The sequence below is a fragment of the Flavobacterium fluviatile genome (genome assembly GCF_010645065.1).
GTDB classification, from domain to species: domain Bacteria; phylum Bacteroidota; class Bacteroidia; order Flavobacteriales; family Flavobacteriaceae; genus Flavobacterium; species Flavobacterium fluviatile.
The window spans coordinates 36,837-62,202 of record NZ_JAADZW010000010.1; the positions used below are offsets into that span (position 1 = coordinate 36,837).

Consider the following 25,366-nt stretch of genomic DNA (forward strand, 5'->3'; position numbering starts at 1 on the left):
ACATAAAAGAATAAAGACACAGTTTGTCATTCCGGAGGAATCTCACGCAACGTGAGTAACTAACTTGGGATTCCTACGGAATGACAAAAAACACTAAAAATAATATAATGTTCAAGTCAATTCAAATAAATCACTTTTCTAAGTTTCGATTTTGGACTCCTAAAATAGTATTTACATTTTGTGTTTTACTATTTACAACTTATGGAGTAAACGCTCAACTAGTCACAGGAGAACCTGCCGGAGTACCAAGAATTGTTCAAAAATATTCTGACGTTCCGTGGGAAAATCCTTTGGTAACAAGTATCAACAGGGCACCTGCCAGAGCAACAGGTTATTCGTATGCAACAGTTGCCGATGCTTTAGAAGGAAACAGAAGTAAAAGCAGAATCAAACTTTTGAACGGCAACTGGGATTTTAAATTTGCTAAAAACCTGCAGGAAGCACCACAGGATTTTTATAAAAGTGAAGTAAAAGGCTGGGATAAAATCGAAGTGCCTTCAAACTGGGAAATGAAAGGTTACGGAATGGCGATTTACAAAAGCGCCGTATATTCTTTCCGACCGGTAAATCCACCATTTGTACCGCAGGATGACAATCCGATTGGATCCTATCAAAGAAAATTTACCGTTCCCGAAAATTGGAACGGAATGACGGTAACGCTTCATTTTGGAGGCGTTAGTTCGGCTTTTCAGGTTTGGATTAACGGCGACTTTGTTGGGTACGGACAAGACAGTTTTAATTCCTCAGAGTTCAATATCACACCTTATTTGAAGAAAGGTGAAAATGTACTTTCGGTGCGTGTGTTCCGCTACAGCGATGGATCGTATTTAGAAGATCAGGATCATTGGCGATTGAGCGGAATCCAGCGTGAAGTTTATATTATGGCTGAGCCAAAATTATGCATTAAGGATTTCTTTTATCAAACCAAATTAGACAAAAAATACGAAGATGCCGTTTTTCAATTGCGTCCGCGCTTAGAGAATCAGACAGGCGATACGATCAAAAACCACACTTTTGAAGTGCAGTTGTACGATGCTCACAACAAGCCTTTATTCGAAAAACCTTTATCCCGAAAAGCGATTGATATCATCAGCGAAGTTTCGCCACGTCTGGATAAAGTGCGTTTTGGATTCTTTCAGGAAACCATCAAAAATCCATTGAAATGGAGTGCCGAAAAACCAAATTTATACACTTTGATCATGACGTTAAAAAATCCTGACGGAACGATCAGCGAAGTCAAAACCACTAAAGTAGGTTTCCGTTCGATTGAATTTTCAAAAGAAAACGGCAAAATGCTGATTAACGGAAAAGAGACTTATGTGTATGGAGTCAATCATCACGGGCATCATCCCGTTCGTGGCGAAGCGGTGAATCATCAGGATCTGGAAGAAGATGTGAAAATAATGAAGAAATACAACTTCAATTTTGTGCGTACAGCTCATTTTCCGGATGATCCTTATTTCTACGAATTATGCGATAAATACGGATTGATGGTGATGGATGAAGCCAATTTGGAGACACACGGTTTAGGCGGATTTTTAAGTAACGATCTGCAATGGACGCACGCTTATCTGGAACGTATGACCCGAATGGTAGAACGCGACAAAAACCATCCGAGTATAGTGATGTGGAGTTTGGGTAACGAAGCCGGAAAAGGACCAAATCACGCGGCTATGGCGGGTTGGACACACGATTATGATATTACGCGCCCGGTGCATTATGAGCCGGCTCAGGGAAATCCAAGATTGGATGGCTATATTGATCCTCTGGATCCGCTTTATCCAAAAACAGTAGATCATTCGCATCGTTATGAAAACCCGCAAGACGAACCTTATGTAGATATGGTGAGCCGTTTTTATCCGGGTGTTTTCACTCCTAAATTTTTGGTGGATCAAAAGAAAGATACACGTCCTATTTTGTTTGTAGAATATGCGCATTCGATGGGGAATTCCACCGGGAATCTCAAAGAATTATGGGATGAATTTCGTAATACGCCTCGCATAATTGGAGGTTGTATCTGGGATTTGAAAGATCAGGGAATGCTTCGAAAAGATGCCAAAACCGGTAGAGAATATTTTGGTTACGGTGGTGATTTTGGAGAGAAAAAACACGACGGCAATTTCAATATTAACGGATTGGTAGCTGCCGATGGACGACCAAAAGCTGCGATGTATGAAAACAAATGGATTTACCAGCCTGCTGTTTCGACTTTAGAAAATAATTCAGTTCTCAAAATTCATAATCGTTCGGTAGTTCAAAATTTAAGTGATTTTATTCCGGTAATCAAAGTATTGGAAAATGGAATTGTAATTAAAACCGAAGTTCTAAAACCGATCGATATTCCTGCCGGAAGCGATTATTCTTTGAATGTAAAAAAATACCTTCCGAAGTTTAAAAATGGAGACGAGTATTTCTTGAATATCGAATTCCAATTAGCCAAAGACGAATTTTGGGCTTCAAAAGGATGGGCGGTTTCGCAGGATCAGTTTTTGTTGCAAAAAAGAAATAACATCGAATTGAATTCAAAAGGAACTGCAAAATTGGCTGAATCGGAAGCTAATTATAAAGTTTCGGGAACCGATTTTGAAATCATCATCGACAAGAAAAACGGCGCTTTGTCTTCGTATTTGTACAAAAAAGAGCAACATGTTTTGGCTCCGTTATTGCCTAATTTCACTCGTCCGTTAACGGATAATGACAAAAAAGGCTGGAAACCGAATAAGTTGTTGAAACAATGGTATAATGCTGTACCGAAGTTGCAAAAAATTACTACGGAAACTAATGGCAACCAAATCAAAATCAGCAGTGATTATGAAGTGGTGAAAGACAGTGCTTCGGTTAGTGTGGATTATTGGATTCAGTCTAACGGAACGATTCAGGTAGATTATCAATTAAAAGTAGAAAAACCGTTGCCAAATATTCCAAAAGTGGGTATGCAAATGGGCGTTCAAAAACAATTCAGCCAAATTTCGTGGTACGGAAAAGGGGAATTAGAAAATTATTGGGACAGAAGTTTCGGGTTCACTGTTGGGCGTTATTCGTTGCCAATCGATAAATTCATCGAGCCGTATTTGAAACCGCAAGAAAACGGAAACAGAATGGAAGTACGCTGGATGGCATTGTCAACTCCAAATCAAAATAAAGGATTACTGATTGCGCACAAAGACCAATTTTTGCAGACAAGTGCCTGGCCATTTACACAGGAAAATATGAATAATGCCAAACGCACTTATGAATTAGAAGATCCGGGTTACATCACTTTAAATATCGATTTGTTGCAAATGGGAGTGGGAGGAAATGACAGCTGGTCACCGGTAGCCGCGCCTTTAGAGCAATACCAAATCAAAGCCAAAAATTATAAGTATAGTTTCTATTTGATTCCGTTTAGTGAAAGCAAAAATGGATTGGAAGAAAATTTGAAGAAACTTAAATAGTAATAGAATAAAAAAAAAATCTGCCGAATCTGCTAAATCTGCGAGAGAGAATTTTTTCCCGCAGATTTAGCAGATCAAGCAGATTAAAAATGAATAATAATGTTTAAAAAAATAAACTTCTTTTTCATCATACTTTTTGTGGGAATAATTTCCGCACAAGAAGTTAGTGTGAAAGAAAACTTTCAACCCACACTCGAATCCTCAAAATCCTGGGTGTATTGGTATTGGATGAAATCGGCCTACTCCAAAGCGGGAATTACCGCCGATTTAGAAGCCATGAAGCAGGCAGGATTGGCAGGTGCTTATTTGATGACGATTAAAGGTCCGGCAGATCCGCCGTTGATTTCGCCACCCGTATTGCAATTGTCTCCCGAGTTTTGGGATATGATCAAATGGGCTTTTATCGAAGCCGATCGATTGGGATTAAAACTGGCTTTTCACGCGGCCGATGGTTTTGCCGTGGCTGGAGGACCTTGGATTACGCCTGAAATGTCGATGCAAAAAGTGGTTTGGTCTTCCAAAGAAATAATCGGAGGGAAAGCAGTTTCTTTACATTTACCTACTCCAGAGCATTATAAAGACTACTATAAAGACATTGCTACTTTTGCGATTCCGATTAAAGGTTTCGAACAAAATTCGAATGTTTTATTGCCTAAAGTAACGACTTCCAATAACGAAGAAGCTTCTTTTTTAGCCGATTCTAAGAAAGATGGAAATCTTAAAATCAGTGAAAAAGGCTGGATTTTATATGAATTTAGTAAGCCTTTTTTATGCCGAACGATTACAGTTGAAACCAAAGGTTTGGATTTTCAGGCACAGCGAATGATTATCGAAACCAGTAATGACGGAAAAAATTTCACTTTTCATCAGCGATTGCAACCACCGCGTCAAGGCTGGCAAAATACCGATTATGGAACCACTTTTAGTTTAAAACCGATTACAGCAAAATACTTCCGTTTTGTGTTGGATTTAAAAGGTACCGAACCTGGAGCAGAAGATTTGGATTTTGCCAAATGGAAACAATCGAGTTTAAAATTGAGCAAAATCACGCTTTCGAGTCTGGCTACGATTGGAAATTATGAAGGTAAATCTGGAGCTATTTGGCGTTTGAGTCCGTTTACAACTAAGGCTGAAATTCCCGATGCGGATGTAGCTTCCAAAAAGGCAATCGTCAATATTTCAAAATTTGTTGATGCCGACGGAAAATTAACTTGGAAAGCGCCTAAAGGAAACTGGAAAATACTGCGAATGGGGCATACTTCTACCGGACACGAAAACGCAACTGGCGGAGCCGGAAAAGGTTTGGAAGTGGATAAATTCAATCCCGAACACATACGTTTTCAACTCGATCATTGGTTTGGAGAAGCTGAAAGAACAGCGGGACCGGAGGTGGCTTCGAAAGTGTTGAAAATTTTACATTTAGACAGTTGGGAATGTGGAAGTCAGAATTGGTCGGATGTTTTTAGAAGTGAATTTCAAAAAAGAAGGAATTACGATATTGTTGATTATTTACCCGTAATGGCCGGAATTCCGATTGAAAATGTACAGTTTTCAGAAAACGTTTTGTACGATGTTCGGAAAACCATTTCCGAATTGGTTGCGGAGAATTTCTACGGAACGGTTGCCGATATAGCCAAAAAAGCAAATGTAAAATTCAGTTCTGAAAATGTAGCGCCTACGATAATGAGTGATGCTTTGTTGCATTTTAAATATGTGGATTATCCGGGAGGAGAATATTGGCTAAAAAGTCCAACGCACGACAAACCTTTTGATATGGTTGATGCTATTTCTGGTGGTAATATTTACGGAAAAAATATCATACAGGCAGAGGCATTTACGGCTTTGCGAATGGATTGGGACGAACATCCGGGAAATTTAAAAACAGTTGCTGACCGCAATTATGCTTTGGGAATCAACCGTTTGTTTTACCACGTTTTTGTGCATAATCCGTGGACGGACAGAAAACCGGGAATGACTTTAGATGATATCGGAACTTTTTTCCAAAGAGATCAAACCTGGTGGAAACCCGGAAGAGCATTTTTTGATTATTGCCAACGCGTACAATTGCAATTGCAAAAAGGAAATCCCGTGGTTGATTTGGCGGTTTTCATTGGTGAAGATTTGCCTTCGCGTTCGTTTGTTCCGGATAGATTAGTGCCTTTTATTCCGAATGTTTTTGGGGCAGCACGATTGGAAAGCGAGAAAATCCGTTTGGAAAATGAAGGACAGCCGAGCACAAATATGCCGAAAGAAGTCACTTATTCCAAAAATGTAACCGATTTATCGCAATGGATTAATCCGCTAAATGGCTACCAATATGATTCATTTAATGCTGATGTTTTGTTGAATAAAGCCAAAATAGTAAACGGAAAAGTCACTTTTGAAAACGGAATTCAGTACGGTGCTTTGTTGTTTCCGGGCGTTCATAAATTAGCACCAAACAAAGTGATGACTTTGGCAACAGCCGAAAAAATACTGGAATTGATTCAGAACGGTGCAACGGTTTTGGTGGGTGAAAAACCCGAAATAATGCTTGGTAATAAATCAGGAGAATTGAAGGCAAAATGGCAAAAAGTTATTGATGCAATTTGGATTACTTCAAACGAATCAAAATGGAAAATTGGTCAAGGAACGGTTATAAAATTACCGTATTTAGGAAATGATTTTACCGAAATTGGAATCCAGCCTGATGTGCTTTTTCCGGATTTGAGCAGAAAAGAAGTAGAGACTTTTGCGTGGACACACCGAAAATCAGAAACCGAAGATTTGTATTTTATTTCGAATCAAAAAGAAGAAAACCGAACGGTGAAAATTTCGTTTAGAATCACAAATAAAATGCCTTTTTGGTACAATCCCGTGACGGATGAAAGCACCGTTTTAACGGATTTTGTAATCGAAAAGGGAAGAACTGTAATTCCGATTCAGTTAGATGCTAACGAATCCGGTTTTGTGATTTTTAAAGAAGATATAAATTCGAAAATAGGGCAAAAAACTAAAAATTGGAACGAATTTGAAATCGTTCAAACTTTAGATGAAAACTGGAATTTGCAATTTGACGAAACTTTCAAAGGTCCGAAAGAAATTCAGAAAATCACAAAATTATTCGATTGGTCAACTTCAGAAAATGAAGCTATCAAGTATTATTCGGGAACTGCGGTTTACACGTCAGCATTCAAATGGAAAGGGAAAAAAGGCGAAAGAGTTTGGATTGATTTAGGAGAAATTGCCAACATCGCCGAAGTTAAAATTAATGGTATAGATTGTGGTACGATTTGGACATTTCCGTATCAAACACAAATAACATCTGCTTTAAAAAAAGGAAATAATACCATCGAAATTAAAGTGACAAACACCTGGGCAAATCGTTTGATGGGCGACCAAAAATTACCCGAAAAAGAGCGACTTACCTGGACTTTGGCGCGCTATCGATTGGAGGGAAAACCCTTGTTGAAAGCAGGATTGTTAGGGCCAGTTACAATTTTGAAAGAGAAATAAATAAAATGAATAGCGTCCAACTTTAGCTGGATGAAAATTAAGGAATAGAGATGAGGCTTTAGCCAAATGGTTAGTTTTTTTGGCTAAAGCCCAAGATCAAGGAAAATTTTATAATCTCCAGCTGAAGCTGGAGGCAATTGAAAAATAATGAAAATGAAAAAATCAATTATTGTATTATTAACAATTTTCGCAAGCCTTCAAATCAATGCAAAAGTCAAACTTCCGGCATTGTTCACAGACAACATGATGCTGCAGCAAAAATCAAACGCACCAATTTGGGGCTGGGCAGACAAGAATGCAAACGTCACGATCAAAACATCATGGAATTCTATAGTTTACAAAACAAAAGCCGATGCTTCCGGAAAGTGGAAAACCGAATTGAAAACGCCAGCTTTTGGTGGTCCTTATTCGATCGAAGTTGTAGAAGGTAAGGACAAAGTAGTTATCAAAAACGTGTTGATTGGTGAAGTTTGGCTATGTTCCGGGCAATCGAATATGGAAATGCCGTTGAAAGGTTTTCAGGGACAGCCAGTAAAAAATGGAAACGAAACTATTGTTCGTTCAAGCAATAACAATATCCGTTTGATTACCGTTCCGAGAGCGACCGTTCTAGAACCTAAAGAAGATTTTGAAGGCAAATGGGAAGTAGCTTCGCCAAAATCAACATCTAATTTTAGTGCTACGGCCTGGTATTTTGGTTCGCTGTTAAACGATGTTTTACAAGTTCCTGTGGGAATGATTGTGGTTTCGTATGGCGGTTCAAGCATGGAAGCCTGGATGAATCAGGAAATGCTAAAGGAATTTGCAAGTGCTAAAATTCCAACTAAAAAAGAAGATTTAGCTAAAGATCCAAATCGTGTGGCTACGACATTATTTAACGGAATGTTGTCGCCAGTAATTGGTTACGGCATCAAAGGCTGTATTTGGTACCAGGGCGAATCGAATTACGAAAGAGCTTCGGAATATTCGGCCTTGTCTCAAAAAATGGTGAGCAGTTGGAGAACGTTGTGGAAACAAGGTGATTTTCCATTTTATTACTGCCAAATTGCACCTTTTAATTACAAACAATTTCACCCGAACGATTATGTCGAAAAATACAATTCGGCTTATTTGAGAGAGGCGCAGTTGAAGGCTTCAACAGCGATTCCGAACGCTGGAATGGCAGTTTTGATGGATGTGGGCGAAGAAAATAACATTCATCCAATGGACAAAGAAAAAGGCGGAAACCGGTTGGCTTTTTGGGCATTGGCGAAAACTTACGGTTTGGAAGGCTTTGAATATGAAAGTCCGAAATACAAGTCGATGGAAATTAAAGATGGTTCGGTTACCGTTTCTTTTGATAATGTAGAAAACGGAATCATGACTTTTGAAAAAGAAGTAACCGGTTTTGAAATTGCGGGAGAAGACAAAGTTTTTTATCCGGCTAAAACGGTTGTTAGAAGAAAATCAGTGGTACTGAATTCAGATAAGGTAGCGAAACCAATTGCGGTACGCTATTTGTGGAAAGACTTTGCCAAAGCAGAATTGTTTAGCGGTGGCGGATTACCGGTTTCTTCGTTTAGAACGGATGAGTGGTAATACACGTGAGCTCCTGCAAGGTTTTCAAAACCTTGTAGGTGTGATTGAATTATGATTTTAATGTTTTTTTTATTTCGATGAAGGAGAAATCACACATAATAGACAAAGATTTGATTTAAAGAATTTTAATAATAATTCTCGCAGATTTGGCAGATTTTAGAGATAAAATTGAATCTGCAAAATCTGCGGAATCAGCGAGAGGAAATTAAAAAATAAATACCTACAAGGTTTTGAAAACCTTGCAGGAGAGCATAACAAATGAAAAATAATATACTATTTATACTTTTCTTCACCACGCTTTTCCTTAAAGCGCAAATTCCTGTACTTGATACTTACAACCAAATCTGGACTACGCAAAGTAACAATTCATCGGAATCCATGCCTTTGGGAGGCGGTGATATTGGTATGAATGTCTGGGTTGAGAATGGTGATTTGTATTTCTATTTTTCGAAAAGCGGAACTTTTGACGAACACAATACCTTACTGAAATTAGGCAGGGTAAAAATCACTTTAGCACCAAATCCGTTTGAGGGAAAGGATGGTTTTCGTCAGGAATTAAAACTAAAAGACGGTTATGTTTTGGTTGAACAAAATGATACAAAAATCAAACTTTGGGTGGATGTTTTTAAACCGATAATCCATGTTGATTTAGAGAGCAAAAATCCGTTGAAAATGACGGCTTCTTATGAAAGCTGGCGTCATCAGAACCGTATTTCAAAAGGAAAAGAAAACAATGCGAATTCGTATAAATGGGCTCCTCAGGGGGATATTGTCAATTTTAAAGATTCGATTGCTTTTGAAAATAACGGTCTTAAATTCTATCACAGAAACCGTGAACAAACCGTTTTTGATGTTGCGGTAAAACAGCAGAAAATGGAATCGGTGAAAGACCATATGATGAACACGATTGCCAATTTAACTTTCGGCGGATTCATGAAAGGTGATAACTTAAAGCCTGATGGGACATATCTTGGAAAATATCAGGATACAGATTTTAAAGGTTTTAATTTAACGAGTATAAAGCCTTCCAGAAAACAGTCTGTAGAAATTTATCTAAACACTAGCCAGTCTGATTTTTCAGCGTGGAATAATGGATTACAAAGACTAATTACGTCAAATAAAAACACAGCAAAACAAGCCGAAAAAAACACGATAAAATGGTGGAATAATTTCTGGAACCGCAGTTTTATTTTTACACAAAAAAATCAATCGATTGAGAAAGATTCGGTTTATCAAATCGGACAGAATTATCAATTATTTAGATACATGCTCGGATGTAATGCATTCGGAAAATATCCAACCAAATTCAATGGCGGACTTTTTACATTTGATCCCGTTCACACGAACAAAGACCTGAATTTTACTCCCGATTTCAGAAATTGGGGAGGAGGAACAATGACGGCTCAAAATCAAAGATTGGTTTATTTTCCGATGGTAAAAAGTGGTGATTTTGATATGATGAAATCGCAACTGGATTATTATTTGAGTTTGCAAAAAAATGCCGAATTGCGTTCGAAAGTGTATTGGAATCACAACGGAGCTTCTTTTACAGAGCAATTAGAAAATTTCGGATTACCAAATCCGGCAGAATACGAATGGAAACGTCCCGCAGATTACGACCCGGGAATGGAGTACAATGCCTGGCTGGAATATGAATGGGACACGGTTTTGGAATTCTGTAAAATGATGTTACAGCAGAAAGAATATGCTAATGAGGATATTCAAAAATACAATCCGTTTATCATAAGCTGTCTGCGTTTTTTTGATGAACATTATCAATATTTAGCAAAACAAAGAGGGCGAAAAGCTTTAGACGGAAACGGAAAATTAATTCTTTTTCCTGGTTCGGGTGCGGAAACGTATAAAATGTCGAATAATGCGAATAGTACGATTTCGGCTTTGACCGTAATTACAGAAAATCTTTTAAACCTTTCCGAAAATCAACTGTCAAAAGAAGATACCGAATATTTAAAAGCGTTTCAAACCAGAATTCCGCCTTTGAATTTCAGGACTGTTGAAGGTCATCAAATACTGGCTCCTGCTAAAACCTGGGAACGAATCAATAATACCGAAGTGCCCCAATTGTATCCGGTGTATCCCTGGGGAATTTACGGTGTTGGAAAACCTGACCTGGAAACGGCTTTGAATACATGGAAATACGATCCGGATGCTTTAAAATTCAGAAGCCATGTGGGCTGGAAACAAGACAATATATTTTCTGCACGATTAGGTTTAACCGAAGAAGCAGCAAAATACAATACGTTGAAAATGGCCAATTCAGAACGACGTTTTCCGGCATTCTGGGGACCGGGCTTTGACTGGGTTCCCGACCATAACTGGGGCGGATCCGGAATGATTGGTATGCAGGAAATGCTTTTGCAGGAAGCTGACGGAAAAATTTATCTTTTTCCTGCCTGGCCAATAGACTGGAATGTACATTTTAAACTGCACGCATCCCAAAATACAATTATAGAAGCTGAGGTTCAAAACGGAATTACGAAAATCATAAAAGTAGTTCCTCCTGAAAGAGAAAAAGACATTATAAATCTGTTAGGGATTTCAATTGAAGAAAAGAAAAAATTAAACTAACTAGTACCAATTAAAATGATTAAAAAATTAGTAAGCACTGCTGTTTTGGCAATGCTTTTGTCAGCAAATGTGCAGGCACAGAATAAGCAAATTGTTAAAGTCGATTTTGATTTTTTTCAGCGAAAACTGGAAGAAGTTCATGCGCCCGGATATGATTCATGGGTGGTAAATGAAAATAAAGAAGACCAAAAGACTTTTAATGGTGTAACGATTAAGTTAAAAGGAAATTTCACTTCAAAATGGTATAAAGTCGGAATGAGCGCTCCGTTTTACAATAAATTAGGAGCAGACGGATTAGTTACAGCTGAAAATCTGGAAATGAGAATCAGCGGATTAAAGCCGGGAAAACATACGCTTTTAACCTTTCATAATGCTTTTGACGTTATTACCGGAAAAACTTTTTCGCCAATAAAAATCTTTGTAAACGGAAAATTAGCAGAAACAATCAATGCCAGCCAAAGAGCTAATTCAAAAGCAGAGGCATCAATGGCTTACATTACTTTTAATGCAGTAAAATCGAAAGAAGTTGTTATTCGTTTTGAAATTGATCCGGCAGCCAATCCGGATGTTGTAAAGCAGATTGTGATTAATGGTTTTGAACTGGATACGCCCAACTTAATGAATCAGGCACGTTCTCCAAAACCGGAAAATGCAGACGAACACGTTGTGACAACTGACAAAAAGGTTTTACTGGAATGGGATGCTTCAAAAAATGCGGTGGCGCATAAATTGTTTTTTGGAGAAGATAAAAATGCTGTTGCCAATGCCACCGAATCTTCAAAAGAATTCAAAGGGAAACTAACGGACAGAACATTTTCAGTTTCTGATTTATACAGCGGTTCAACGTATTATTGGCGTGTTGATGAAATAGATGCTAAAGGAAATATTACTTTAGGAAACGTCTGGTCATTCAAACCGGCTCAACTCGCTTTCCCCGGGGCAGAAGGTTACGGACGTTATGCAGTTGGAGGACGTGGCGGAAAAGTAGTTGAAGTAACAAATTTAAACGATGACGGTCCTGGAAGTTTACGTGACGCCATTAATCAGCAAATCGGACCGAGAACTATTGTATTTAATGTTTCCGGTAACATTCAGTTGAAATCAAGGTTAGTAGTCAATCAGCCTTACATCACTATTGCAGGACAGACCGCTCCGGGAGAAGGAATTACGATTAGCCGTGCACCAATTGGTTTGACCGGAGATGATGGCGTTATCCGCTTTTTAAAAGTGAGAATCGGGGGCGGAACTACTTATGACGGAATGGGATTAACGGGTGCAAATTTCAGTATTATTGATCACTGTTCAATCAGCTGGACCATTGATGAATCATTCAGTTCACGCGGAGCGCACCATATTTCATTACAGAGAACTTTAATTTCAGAAGCTTTAAATGTAGCAGGACACGATAAATATGAAGCCGGAAAAATGCACGGTTACGCAGCGACGATTGGAGGTGATATCGGAAGTTTTCATCACAATTTATTAGCACATAACTATGGAAGAAACTGGAGTATTGGAGGTGGTTTAAGCGGAGACGGATTTTATACTGGCAGAGTAGATATTAGAAACAATGTCGTTTATAACTGGGGAAAAAGAACTACTGATGGTGGAGCGAATGAAGTGAATTTTGTGAATAATTACTATAAACCAGGGGCTTCAACAGGAATTTTCGTAGCACTTAATGCACAGCATGAAGGAGTTGGAAAAGGAATGCAGCGTTATTTCTTTGACGGAAATGTAATGCCGGGTTATTTCGATGAGAAATCTCAGGAGAAAGGAAGAAAAGCAACTATTAGCAACAACGAGAAAGTAGAATACGAAACTTTCGTTGACAAGCCTTTCTTCGATTCTTATGTAAATACACAATCTGCAAATGGAGCGTATAAAAATGTACTTTCAGATGTTGGTGCCAATCAGCCTTTTTTTGATAAACACGATAAACGCATTATCGAGGAAACTTTAAAAGGTACTTTTACCTATAAAGGGAGCAAAAGCGGTTTAGGCGGAATGATAGATAACGAATCAGATGCGGGTGGATGGCCTGAGTTTGCTTCAGAAACCCGACCTGCAGACTGGGATACCGATCATGATGGATTGCCGGACTGGTGGGAAAAAGCTTTTGGATTAAATGAAAATTCAAAAGCAGGGGATTTTTCAGATGCGAATGCTGATTTAGACGAAGACGGATTTACACAATTGGATAATTATTTAAACTGGATGGCACAGCCGCATTTCTTTGTAAAATCTGGAGACAAAACAGTTTTAAATGCTTCGGATTACTTTAAAGGATATGAAGCAAGTCCGGTATTTACCTTTTCAGACCTTACAAACGGAAGAGTAATCTTAAAAGGAAAAGAAGTTCAGTTTACGCCTATTGAACCAAGATTAGCATCTTTTGTGTTGACAGTCAAAGATGCAGACGGAGATACAATGAGCAGAACGATTAATTTCTTTGTGAAATAGGAGAAGGTTTCACGCAGATTTGATTTAAGAAATCAGCTTAGATTTCAATTTAAAAGCAAAAAAATAATCCGCAAAATCTGCTAAATCTGCGAGAAAAAAATTAACCTCTCGCAGATTTAACAGATTTAGCAGATAAAAAAAATATCAAATGAAAAAGAACATCATCATATCGTCTTTATTTCTTTCAACCGTAATCTTTGCCCAAAACAAAGGTTTAGTTGCCAATTCTGAAAGTCCTTATTCTAAATTGCAGAGTGTCGGTTTACAAGATGTAAAATGGACCAATGGATTCTGGAAAGAACAATTTGATGTAGAAACCAAAAATACGTTGCCCTACATGTGGGACTTGTATCACAACGATGAGGTTTCACATGCTTACAAAAACTTCGAAATTGCGGCAGGAATAAGCAAAGGAACTTTCAAAGGGCCTTCTTTTCATGACGGGGATTTTTATAAGATTTTTGAAGGAATGGCGGCGACTTATGCCGTGACTAAAGATAAAAAGCTAGACGCCGAAATGGACAAAGCTATTGCGCTTTTCGCGAAAGCACAGCGCAAAGACGGTTATCTGCATACACCGGTTTTGATCGATGAACGCTGGGGGACTTTAGGCCCTGAAGAAGTAAAAAAACAACTGGGTTTCGAAAAATACAATATGGGACATTTGATGACGGCAGCCTGTATTCATTATCGAGCCACAGGAAAAACGAATTTTCTGAATATTGCAAAAGGTGTTGCTGATTTCTTATACGATTTCTACAAAAAAGCATCACCTGAGTTGGCAAGAAATGCAATTTGCCCATCACATTATATGGGAATTGTTGAAATGTACCGAACCACAAAAAATCCAAAATACCTGGAGTTAGCAAATAATCTAATTGATATCAGAGGAACTACTGAGGACGGAACCGACGATAATCAGGACAGGATTCCGTTCAGACAGCAAACCACTGCTATGGGGCACGCTGTTAGAGCGAACTATTTGTATGCTGGTGTAGCCGATTTATATGCGGAAACAGGAGAGAAAAAATTACTGGATAATTTAGAGTCAATCTGGGATGATGTAACGTATCGAAAAATGTACATCACAGGTGCCTGCGGTTCTTTGTATGACGGGGTTTCCCCAGACGGGACTTCCTACAATCCAACTGATGTTCAGAAAATTCATCAGGCATACGGAAGACCTTTTCAACTGCCAAATGCTACAGCTCATACTGAAACCTGTGCCAATATTGGAAATGTATTATGGAACTGGAGAATGCTTCAGATTACAGGTGATGCCAAATATGCAGATATTGTAGAATTGGCATTATATAATAGTGTTTTGTCCGGAATCAGTCTGGAGGGAAAGGAATTCTTTTATAATAATCCGCTCAATGTTTCTAAAGATTTACCTTTTAAACAACGTTGGAGCAAAGAACGTGAAGGCTATATCGCTTTGTCAAACTGTTGTGCGCCAAACGTAACCAGAACCATTGCAGAGGTGAGCAATTATGCTTATAACTTTTCGAAAGAAGGTTTGTATGTGAATTTATACGGAAGCAATAACCTGAGTTCAACGACACTTTCAGCAGAAAAAATTGAAATCGAACAACAGACCAATTATCCCTGGGACGGAAAAGTTACGCTCAAAATCGTAAAAGCCCCTAAAGATATTTACGCTTTTTTATTGAGAATTCCGGGCTGGAGTCAGGGCACAACCATTTCTGTTAATGGTAAAAATATCAGTGAGACTGTAGTTTCAGGCTCGTATCAAAAATTAGCACAGAAATGGAAAAAAGGAGATGTCATCGAATTGAATATCCCAATGCCGGTGGAGTTGATGCAGGCGAATCCATTAGTTGAAGAAGTAAAAAATCAGGTTGCTGTAAAAAGAGGTCCGATTGTTTACTGCTTAGAATCGGATCAGCTTCCTGCGAATACAAGTATCAATGAAGTGGTTTTGGATGTCAATTCTAAATTCACAACAGATTTTATCAAAATTCACGACAGACAATTGTTAAGCATAACGGCCAGTTCGTCAATAAACAATGATACTTCGTGGGATAAAAAGCTGTACAAACCGCTTTCAGCAAAAGATAACAAAGAGTATACTGTCAAATTAATTCCTTATTTTGCGTGGGGAAATAATGGCAAAGGCGAAATGTCTGTTTGGTTGTCGCATTAAGAATATTTAAATTTACCCTCATAAAACATATAAGTCATATAAGTTTAGTTTCAAACTTATATGACTTATATGTTTAAAAAATTAAAAACTATGAAATACATTGTAACCTTATTTTTAGCATTAATTTATACTGTATCATCAGCACAAACAACTGACAACCGCTTCGAATTAACCGTTGCCCAGGATGGTTCAGGAGATTTTAAAACCATTCAGGAAGCTATCAATAAAGTAAGAGATCATGCCGAAAAGCGAGTTGTAATCACAATTAAACCAGGAGTTTATAATGAAAAGGTTGTAATTCCGGCTTTCAAAAGAAATATCACTTTAAAAGGTTCAGACAGAGAAAAAACGATTATTTCATACAATGATTATTCCGGAAAGCCTTTCAGGGGGATTGATGTTACAGGAGATACAAAATTCAGCACCTATACTTCTTATACTTTGCTCGCTCAGGGAAATGATTGTTCTGTCGAAAATCTGACCATAGAAAATGCAGCCGGTAAAGTAGGTCAGGCGGTGGCTTTTCATACCGAAGGCGACAGGGTTTCTGTAAAAAATTGTTCGATATTAGGAAATCAGGATACGTTGTATCTGGCTAAAGGCGGCACGCGAAATTATTTCGAAAACTGCTATATCAATGGTACAACTGATTTTATTTTTGGCGCAGCTACAGCTTATTTTTACAATTGTACCATCGAAAGCTTAAGCAATTCTTATGTAACGGCAGCTTCTACAACCCAGGAAGATAAATACGGATTTGTATTCGTGGATTGCAAACTTACCGCAAAAGACAATACAGTAGATAAGGTTTTTCTGGGACGTCCGTGGAGACCTTATGCGAAAACAGTATTTATTAATGCAGAATTGGGTTCACATATAGTTCCTGAAGGCTGGAATCCGTGGAAAGGGGATAAGAATTTCCCTGAAAAAGAAAAAACGGTTTATTATGCTGAATTAGGAAGTAAAGGAGAAGGAGCAAAAGATTTATCAAAAAGAGCTTCCTGGTCGTATCAATTAAAAAAATCGGATCTTAAAAAGTATAGTTTAGGGAAAGTCCTTAACGGCTGGAATCCTAAATTGTAAATAAGTTGAAGTTGCTTTATGAATTTTTGAAGCATCTTCTCCAGATCTTTTGCGCAGAAAAAAGTATTTCTCATTTTCAGTCTGTTACATGGCATTAGGATTGAAAATATTCTGTAATTTAATAACCTAATTTTAGTCATGTCAGTACGGGATTATAAAAGATCCCATTGTATTCTGGCTTAAAAACGGACTAAATCGGTTGTAGTATTAATAAGAATTTACCTCTTCAAATATATTTTTTTTATTTTTTTTTATTTTTTTTTATTTGTTAATTTTATTGTTTTATGTAAGAATTTTATTTAAAAGAAATCGATTTCCTACAGTCTTTTAATGATAATAAAAACAATGTATTTACTTTTTTTGTGATCAATTTTCTTAAATCTCTTTATTTTAAGGCATTTTTTCTTACTTATTTTATTTGTATCTTGTTATATTCAAAATTTCATGCCTTTTATTACCGTAAGTCTATTTTACCTTACAATTTTTTAGAGATATTGTTTTTTTATTGGTTTTTTTTTGATGATAATTTTCAAGCAGGATACTACAGGACAGTTGTAGTTTTCAATCATTATATTTTTGGAATCAGGTAATAAATGTATTTTTAACGTTTAAAATTTCTGCAGTTATTTAATCGCCCCGTAAATTGCAGCTTTTCTTAAAAATTCAAATGCATTTTTTTATATACTAAAACTAACCTAACTATTAATCTAACTAAATCAAAAATTTATGAAACAAGCACTTTTAAAAAGATGTAGTTTTATTTTGTTTGCGCTAATGAGTATGGTCACCTATGCCCAAACTTCAGGCGGTCAAATTAAAGTCACAGGAACGGTTACAGATAATTTAGGCGGTCTAATGCCTGGTGTAAACGTGACAGAAAAATCATCAAAGAATACAGTAACAACAGATTACAACGGTAAGTATGAAATTAGTGTGAAGCCAGGAGCAACATTGGTATTTTCTTTTATAGGAATGAGAAAGATTGAGGTGCCTTTATCTGGACGTACAACAGTAGATGCCAAACTACAAGAGGATTCAAATCAGTTGGAAAATATTGTAGTTGTAGGTTATACAAGCCAAAAGAAAAGCCATCTTACAGGTGCAGTAGAGACTATTAAGATGAGTGAAATAACAGACTTACCTGTTGGGGATTTAGGAACTGCTATACAAGGAAGAGTCTTAGGAGTAGGAGTTTCTGGTGGTTCGACAAGACCCGGAGTGAAATCTAATCTAACAATAAGACAACCTTATTCTTTGGCCAAAGATGGCGGGAATTTAAGTCCATTATATGTTATCGATGGTGTTTTGCAAATTGGTGCAGATGGTCTAAATGATAGTACAATTTTTGATAACTTAGATTCTTCTGAGGTAGAAAGTATTTCGTTTCTTAAAGATGCTGCAGCAGCTATTTATGGAGCTCGTTCAGCTCAGGGGGTAGTCTTGGTAACTACTAAAAGAGGTACAAAAGGAGATCCTAAACTTTCTTATAGTGGTTCTTATGGTTCAAATGATAAAACTTACCAATCAAAAATGTTGAATGCATATGAATTTGCACAATATGTGAATATTATGAATGGACCTAATGGTTATAATCAAACGGGCAGAGAATATATATTTTCAAACGATGAATTAGAATATTTCAAAACTTTGAAAAATACATATTTAGATGATGAATGGAAGCCATCTTTTAACATGCGCCATAATTTAAACGTTAGTGGAGGTTCTGAGAAAGCTACATATTTTGCTGGTGCTTCCTACTTTCAACAAAACGGAAATTTAAGTACTTTAGATTATAAGAAATGGAATTTTAGAGCAGGGGCAGATGTGAAATTATCATCAAACTTGAAGGCTGGATTACAATTGTCAGGCTTTTATTCAGATCAGGAAAAAACATTTAACAAAATTGGAGGGGAGAAGGAAGAAAATGATTATAACGAGTTATTAACTCATATTCCATACATCCCAAATTATGTTAATGGTCTGCCAATTGAATTACCTGGAAATAATGATGGAAATCAACGTTATCATTATCCCGAAATTCAACGCTTGAATAATCTTATAGAGAATACTGCAAATACAATGACTGTAAATTTGTATACAGAGTATAAAGTTCCTTTTATAAAAGGTTTGATGGCAAGAGGATCTTATGCACGCAACATGGGTAATATTAGGGGAACACAGGTAGGTACCAGTTATACTTTGTACCAGTTTAAAGGTCTGGGAGATAACGAGCATATTTTTAATGATAATATTACCGATGCTCCGCTAAAAGCTACGAAATATAATAATGGAGACATATTATTATTTGACAATACAACTACATTATCTGAACAGTTAAATTTAACCGTTTCATATGATCGTACTTTTGGAAAACACAGTATTAGTGGAGTATTTGGAATTGAAAAATCTGAAGCTACTTTAAATAAGGAACGCGTTTCGAAATCGAATGTTTTAGATGGTACTAATGGTCAGTTTACTACTGCTAATGGTGCTATTGATGGCCAAACTAATAAAAATGAAAGTGGCTCATTAGGATATGTTGGAAGGATAAATTATGCTTATGGTGATAAATACCTAGCGGAGTTTTTATTTAGGAGTGATGCATCAACCAAATTTGCTCCAGAATACTATTGGGGTAATTTTTACTCAGGATCTATCGGTTGGGTAGTTTCTAAGGAGGACTTTTTTGAATCTTCTACAATTGATTTTCTTAAATTTAGATACTCTATTGGTTTGTTAGGTAAAGATGATACAAAAGCTTGGTTGTGGAAACAAAGATATAGTTATCAAGGTAGTAAAGGAGCCGTTTTTGGTGGAAATACAGATATGACACATGGATGGAAAATGGAAGCATCTCCAAATCCAGATGCGACTTGGAGTGATGAAGTAAAAACCAATTTTGGTGTTGATATGAAATTTTTGAACAACAGACTAGCTCTTACTGCAGAATCGTATTATAATATTGGAACGAATTTGCTAATGAATGTAACAGGGAATGTGCCATTTACAATTGGAGGAACAGTAGCTGCTCAAAATTATGGAAAAATGGACACTTTTGGAGTTGAATTAGCAGTAGGCTGGAATGATAAAATAGGACAGGATATCAGCTATGGAATTGATATGCGTTTTGGATGGGCTGACAATAAAGCAATCAAAGGAAATTATAACAATGAAGATATCTTAAAACCATGGAATAAAAAGCCAGGAGAATCGACTGATAATGGAGTGTGGGGTTATGATTATATAGGAATGTTTAAGAATCAGGAAGATATAGATAAATATGTTGCTCAATACAAAATTACGGCTGTTAAAAACATAAGCGGAAGCACAACATATACACCTTCACAGCTTAGACCTGGTATGTTATATTACAGAGATGTAAGAGGGGCCTATTTAGGAAACGGGCAATTTGCAGCTCCTGATGGTATTATTGACGTAAATGACCAAGTGAGATTGGCAAGAAAATCAGATAGTCACTATGGAATAGGAAGTACTTTACGATTTGCATACAAATCATTTAGTTTCAATACGGTGATAAATGCATCTTTTGGAGGATATTCAAGTATTGGCGGTGATGCTAGAAAAGCTTTTAAATCTAAGATTCCTCAAATTGTAGACAATACAGTGTCTATTTGGAATAATATTTATGATCCAACCTTAAATCCGAATGGTAACATGCCAAATCCTGCTTATGTTGAAATTAACTCTGTAGATTCAGATTTTTGGGAAGTTAATTCATTTAGAATAGCTTGTAGAAATATTACGCTTAGTTATGCATTGCCACAAGGAGCTTTGAATGCGATGAAACTAAGCAGCTGTAAACTGAATTTTGTTGCGCTTAATCCTTTTAACCTTTATAATCCATACAGTTTCCAGGAACCAAATGGTAGTTATTTAGACTATCCAACTTTGCGTACATTATCTCTGGGATTAAATGTAGGATTCTAATTTAATGATTATTAAAAATTAAGATTATGAAAATAAAATATATAAAAGCTATAGGTTTGTTTACTCTTTTAACAACCTTTTCTTTAACAAGCTGTAGTGATGATTTTCTGGAAGAAAAGAAAGATTATGCAGGGATAAATGATGTGGATGTGTTTAAGTCCCCTGTATTGGCTTCACAATATGTAGATTATGTTTATTTCAATTTTTTGCCAGCGAATAATGCTTCTATTAATACATGGGATTTAGCCTCTGGGGGGAATAATGAATTTTCTAAGACAACTGAAGAGTTGTCTGGAGAGTCTAACTGGAACAAACCATGGGCTTCAATTTCTCCATTAAATGCACATTGCTTGACTTATATTGGAATTAGAATGCCTGAAAGTATTACTAATAATCCTTATACCCGTATTAAACAAATTAATGTTTTTCTGGACGGAATTGATAAATTTGGGATGGCAGATGTTGACAAAAATCCATTGAAAGGTCAAATGTATTTTTGGAGAGCTTTTCAATATTTTGATTTAGTAAAATTATATGGTGGTGTACCACTTATTTTAAAACCACAAAATCCAATTGTCCAGGAAGGATCAACTGAAAATGAAGTTCCAAGAAGTTCTACTTCTGAATGTATTGAACAAATCATTTCTGATTTAGATAAGGCACAAGAATTATTAAAAAATGTTGCATGGTCTAATGCAAATTGGGGAAGGATTACAAGTGAAGCAGCAGCAGCTTTTAAAGGTCGTGTCCTGTTGACCTGGGCAAGTCCAATTTTTAACCCAACTGATGATGTACAGAGATGGAAACGTGCTTATGATGCTAACCTTGAAGCAAAAACACTTCTAGAAGCGAAAGGAAAAGGTCTTTTTACTACAGGAGGTACAGCAAATGGTACAGCTTGGGGAAATATGTGGTTTACAGAGGTCAACAATCCTGAAGCAGTAATTGTTTATGGATTTAATAATTCTGCGACATCTAATCTTCAAAAGAATAATGGATGGGAAAGAGCTGCTCGTTCTAGAGCATCTGGTGGAAATGGTGCAGTATCTCCAACTAAACAAATGGTAGATGCTTTTCCAATGGCAGATGGGAGAAGTATAGTAGGAAACTCTGCTTATAATCCGGTATTGTTTTATAAAAACAGAGATCCAAGATTTGCAAAAACTTTTGCTTATAATGGGGCAATTTGGAAATATGCTGAAAATTCAGCCTTTAAACAATGGACCTATTCATGGTATTCTAAAGCACCTACAACTGCTGCTCCAAATCCTGATAAAACAACAGAATCGTTAGGAGCCAATTCTAGTGGAATATATATTAGAAAAGCGACTAATGAAGGAGCAAGTAATATGACTGGTTACCTAAATAGTGGTACAGATTATATGGAAATGCGTTTTGCTGAAGTAGTCTTGAATTTAGCTGAATGTGCAATCGGTATTAATAACTTGGCTGAGGGTAAAACATTAATAGAGTCTATAAGGATTCGTGCAGGAATTACGAATGGTGACGGTCATTATGGATTAGCAGATGTTACTTCAAGAGATCAACATTTTGCGGCAGTTTTAAATGAAAGAAAAATAGAATTTGCTTATGAAAATAAGCGCTTTTATGATTTACGAAGATGGATGCTTTTTGATGATTCAAAAGGAACTTGCACGAGATTGGGTATAGCGCCTCTTAATGGAACAAGAAGAACAGGTTATTTTATTGTTGCGAAAAAAACAGATGGTGCAAGATATATTGCAGGTACAGACCCTTTCCTCGCTAATGCCTCAGGTGTTGCTCCAATAGTGAACAGAGATCCTGTTTTCCCATACACAATTCCGGCAACAGGAAAAAATCCAGGAACAGTAATTGCAAACTATGACGCATATTTGGAATATTTGTATACAAATTATTTTGATATAGTGGAAAGAGACAACTTAGATCCTACTACTAACGATTGGAAGTTTACCTGGTATAAAGAATATTACTATTTCGGATTATACCAGTCATTATTAGATTCTTCTCCATATTTAGAACAGACACAAGGATGGGGAGGTACGTTTGATCCTCTAAAATAAAAATCATTAAATACAATAACAATCACCTGTATTCCTTCAAAAAGATACAGGTGATTTGTTTAAACCGAATTACCAAATTAAAATTAACATGAAAAAATCTGCATTATTTATCTTGACACTGCTGGTTTTGGGAAGTACAAAGTCTTTCGCTCAATATCCTAAAATTTCACCTGAAGTAAAAAAACGTGAAGACTCGATCAAATCGGCTGCTGAAAAGTTGTCTAATGATGCTTGGGAACGCGCAAAAGTCATTGTAGAGAAAGAAGCAGCGCAAGGCAAACCATTTGTTCCATGGGCGGGCCGTCCTACTGATTTACCACAGGCAAACATTCCTGCTTTTCCAGGTGCTGAAGGAGGAGGAATGTATTCTTTTGGTGGTCGTGGCGGTAAGGTAATTACCGTAACCAGTCTAAATGACCGTGGACCGGGAACTTTGCGTGAAGCTTTAGAAACAGGTGGTGCAAGAATCATTGTTTTTAATGTTTCGGGGATCATTAAATTAAACAGTCCGCTTATTGTTCGTGCGCCTTATGTAACCATTGCCGGACAAACAGCTCCTGGTGACGGAATTTGCGTGGCTGGAGAAACTATCTGGGTTGATACTCATGATGTGGTTATTCGTCACATGCGTTTCCGTCGTGGAGAAACCTTTGTAGGACGCCGCGATGATGCTATTGGAGGAAATCCGGTCGGAAATATCATTATCGATCACGTTTCGGCAACCTGGGGATTAGATGAAAACATGTCGTTTTACCGTCACATGTATGCGGATGGTACCGGTAAAGCAGATGTAAAACTACCAACTGTGAATGTAACTATTCAAAATAGTTTGTTTGCTGAAGGTCTGGATACGTATAATCATGCTTTTGGAAGTACTTTAGGAGGTGAGAACTGTTCGTTTATGCGCAATTTATGGGCAAGTAATACAGGTAGAAATCCTTCTATTGGCTGGAACGGAATTTTTAATTTCTGGAATAATGTTATTTATAACTGGGTAAACCGTTCTATCGATGGCGGAGATTACACAGCTTTATATAATATTCAAAACAATTACTTTAAACCTGGACCGGCTACTAACAAGGATGAGCAAATAAGTTACCGAATCTTAAAACCGGAATCAGGCCGTAGCAAATTGCCTTACTTAGTATTTGGCCGTGCTTATGTGAATGGTAACGTTGTCGATGGAAACGAAAAAGTTTCTAAAGACAACTGGAATGGCGGCGTACAAATGGAAAACAAGAAAGGCGAAGAAATGAGTTTTGCCGAAGCTTCTACTTATTTTCCTAAAATGAGAGTAGATGAACCATTTCCGATGCCTTGGCACCGCGAAATGATGTCTGCTGAAAAATCGTATGATCACGTTCTTGAAAACGCCGGAGCGACTTTGCCTCTGCGTGATGTGGTAGATCAGCGTATCATTCGCACTGTGAAAAACGGAAAAGCGGAATATGCAGAAGGGTTAGACCCGGAATCATTTTATCAGTTTGAACACAGACGTTTAGGTAAAGATTCATACAAATTAGGCATCATCACTGATATTTCACAAGTAGGTGGTTATCCTGAATACAAAGGAACTCCTTATATCGATTCTGATAAAGACGGACTTCCTGATGCCTGGGAGAAGAAACATAAGTTAAATCCAAATGATGCTTCTGATGCAACTATGGATTCTGATAAAGATGGTTATACGAACATCGAAGAATACATCAACGGAACTGATCCAAAGAAAGCAACCGACTGGAAAAACCTAAAAAACAATCGTGAAACTTTAACTTCTGCTTTGTTGAATTAAAATTTTGAAAGTCTCAGGTCAAAGTGGTATTAATTTTGAGTTGAGACTTTTATTAAAAATAAAAAATCATGTCACTAAAAAAAATAAGTTTAAGTCTGTTTTTTGTTCTGATTGCTTTATGCAAAGTCAGCGCACAGCAATACGCAGATCCGGAGTATATCAAAGTTACCAATGAAAGAGCTGCAAAAATAGTTGATAAATTGGCTTTAGATAATAAAGAAAAAGAAACTGCTGTAACGAATATCATTGCACAACAATTTCGTGATTTAAGTAAAATCCATGATGATAGAGATGCTGAAATCAAAAAAATAAAAGACGACAGCAGTTTAGCCAAAGAAAAACAAAATGAGAAAATTGACAAACTGAAAGCTAATGCTGATAAATCGATTGCCAAACTGCACAAGTCCTATCTGAAAAAATTAGGAACACAATTGAACGGTGAAAAAATCACTGAAGTAAAAGACGGAATGACTTATGGAGTACTTCCAATTACGGTTACGGCTTATAATGATATGATCCCTACTTTGACTGAAGTTCAAAAAAAATATATTTATGATGCTTTGGTTGAAGCTAGAGAACACGCGATGGACGGCGGTTCATCCAAAGAAAAACATGCGTGGTTTGGTAAATACAAGGGAAGAATCAACAATTACCTATCTAAAGAGGGTTATGATTTAACTAAAGAAAGAGAAGGCTGGAATAAACGTATTGCAGAAAAGGAAAAGAATAAAAAGAAGGATTAGTCATGTCTTTT

The 25,366-nt window shown here is 37.0% G+C and carries 11 protein-coding genes; all 11 read left to right on the forward strand.

Annotated elements, in window-relative coordinates:
- The first annotated feature begins 107 nt into the window (after positions 1 to 107).
- The 11 genes from GXM17_RS11940 (at position 108) to GXM17_RS11990 (ending at position 25,355) form a co-directional block, all read left to right on the forward strand.
- A complete protein-coding gene (locus tag GXM17_RS11940; protein ID WP_163399563.1) occupies positions 108 to 3,434 on the forward strand; it encodes a glycoside hydrolase family 2 TIM barrel-domain containing protein in 3,327 nt (1,108 codons plus the stop codon).
- A 99-nt stretch (positions 3,435 to 3,533) separates the two neighbouring features.
- A complete protein-coding gene (locus GXM17_RS11945; protein ID WP_163399564.1) occupies positions 3,534 to 6,929 on the forward strand; it encodes a glycosyl hydrolase in 3,396 nt (1,131 codons plus the stop codon).
- A gap of 153 nt (positions 6,930 to 7,082) precedes the next feature.
- A complete protein-coding gene (locus GXM17_RS11950) occupies positions 7,083 to 8,507 on the forward strand; it encodes a sialate O-acetylesterase (RefSeq protein WP_163399565.1) in 1,425 nt (474 codons plus the stop codon).
- 258 nt (positions 8,508 to 8,765) lie between these two features.
- The gene (locus GXM17_RS11955; RefSeq protein WP_163399566.1) at positions 8,766 to 11,096 is read left to right on the forward strand and encodes a DUF5703 domain-containing protein; all 2,331 of its coding nucleotides are present in this window, start codon (positions 8,766 to 8,768) and stop codon (positions 11,094 to 11,096) included.
- Between the two features lie 15 nt (positions 11,097 to 11,111).
- The gene (locus GXM17_RS11960; RefSeq protein ID WP_163399567.1) at positions 11,112 to 13,559 is read left to right on the forward strand and encodes a pectate lyase family protein; all 2,448 of its coding nucleotides are present in this window, start codon (positions 11,112 to 11,114) and stop codon (positions 13,557 to 13,559) included.
- Positions 13,560 to 13,707: 148 nt separating this feature from the next.
- On the forward strand, positions 13,708 to 15,726 hold the full coding sequence (locus GXM17_RS11965; RefSeq protein WP_163399568.1) for an aceric acid hydrolase: 2,019 nt from the start codon (positions 13,708 to 13,710) through the stop codon (positions 15,724 to 15,726).
- Positions 15,727 to 15,816: 90 nt separating this feature from the next.
- Positions 15,817 to 16,809 carry a pectinesterase family protein gene (locus tag GXM17_RS11970; RefSeq protein ID WP_163399569.1) on the forward strand — a complete coding sequence of 331 codons (993 nt, stop codon included), beginning with the start codon at positions 15,817 to 15,819 and terminating at the stop codon, positions 16,807 to 16,809.
- A gap of 726 nt (positions 16,810 to 17,535) precedes the next feature.
- On the forward strand, positions 17,536 to 20,757 hold the full coding sequence (locus GXM17_RS11975) for a SusC/RagA family TonB-linked outer membrane protein (RefSeq protein WP_163399570.1): 3,222 nt from the start codon (positions 17,536 to 17,538) through the stop codon (positions 20,755 to 20,757).
- Positions 20,758 to 20,783: 26 nt separating this feature from the next.
- Positions 20,784 to 22,820: a RagB/SusD family nutrient uptake outer membrane protein gene (locus GXM17_RS11980; RefSeq protein ID WP_163399571.1), complete on the forward strand. Its 2,037-nt coding sequence runs from the start codon at positions 20,784 to 20,786 to the stop codon at positions 22,818 to 22,820.
- A gap of 88 nt (positions 22,821 to 22,908) precedes the next feature.
- Entirely contained in the window at positions 22,909 to 24,612 is a 1,704-nt protein-coding gene (locus tag GXM17_RS11985) for a pectate lyase family protein (protein ID WP_163399572.1), read from the forward strand.
- A gap of 68 nt (positions 24,613 to 24,680) precedes the next feature.
- The gene (locus GXM17_RS11990) at positions 24,681 to 25,355 is read left to right on the forward strand and encodes a DUF3826 domain-containing protein (protein ID WP_163399573.1); all 675 of its coding nucleotides are present in this window, start codon (positions 24,681 to 24,683) and stop codon (positions 25,353 to 25,355) included.
- The last annotated feature ends 11 nt before the right edge of the window (positions 25,356 to 25,366 follow it).

Excerpts from the sequence above, each read along its gene's own strand:
- GXM17_RS11940 (WP_163399563.1), top strand. The coding sequence starts at position 108 with ATGTTCAAGTCAATTCAAATAAATCACTTTTCTAAGTTTCGATTTTGG.
- GXM17_RS11945 (WP_163399564.1), top strand. The coding sequence starts at position 3,534 with ATGTTTAAAAAAATAAACTTCTTTTTCATCATACTTTTTGTGGGAATA.
- GXM17_RS11950 (WP_163399565.1), top strand. The coding sequence starts at position 7,083 with ATGAAAAAATCAATTATTGTATTATTAACAATTTTCGCAAGCCTTCAA.
- GXM17_RS11955 (WP_163399566.1), top strand. The coding sequence starts at position 8,766 with ATGAAAAATAATATACTATTTATACTTTTCTTCACCACGCTTTTCCTT.
- GXM17_RS11960 (WP_163399567.1), top strand. The coding sequence starts at position 11,112 with ATGATTAAAAAATTAGTAAGCACTGCTGTTTTGGCAATGCTTTTGTCA.
- GXM17_RS11965 (WP_163399568.1), top strand. The coding sequence starts at position 13,708 with ATGAAAAAGAACATCATCATATCGTCTTTATTTCTTTCAACCGTAATC.
- GXM17_RS11970 (WP_163399569.1), top strand. The coding sequence starts at position 15,817 with ATGAAATACATTGTAACCTTATTTTTAGCATTAATTTATACTGTATCA.
- GXM17_RS11975 (WP_163399570.1), top strand. The coding sequence starts at position 17,536 with ATGAAACAAGCACTTTTAAAAAGATGTAGTTTTATTTTGTTTGCGCTA.
- GXM17_RS11980 (WP_163399571.1), top strand. The coding sequence starts at position 20,784 with ATGAAAATAAAATATATAAAAGCTATAGGTTTGTTTACTCTTTTAACA.
- GXM17_RS11985 (WP_163399572.1), top strand. The coding sequence starts at position 22,909 with ATGAAAAAATCTGCATTATTTATCTTGACACTGCTGGTTTTGGGAAGT.
- GXM17_RS11990 (WP_163399573.1), top strand. The coding sequence starts at position 24,681 with ATGTCACTAAAAAAAATAAGTTTAAGTCTGTTTTTTGTTCTGATTGCT.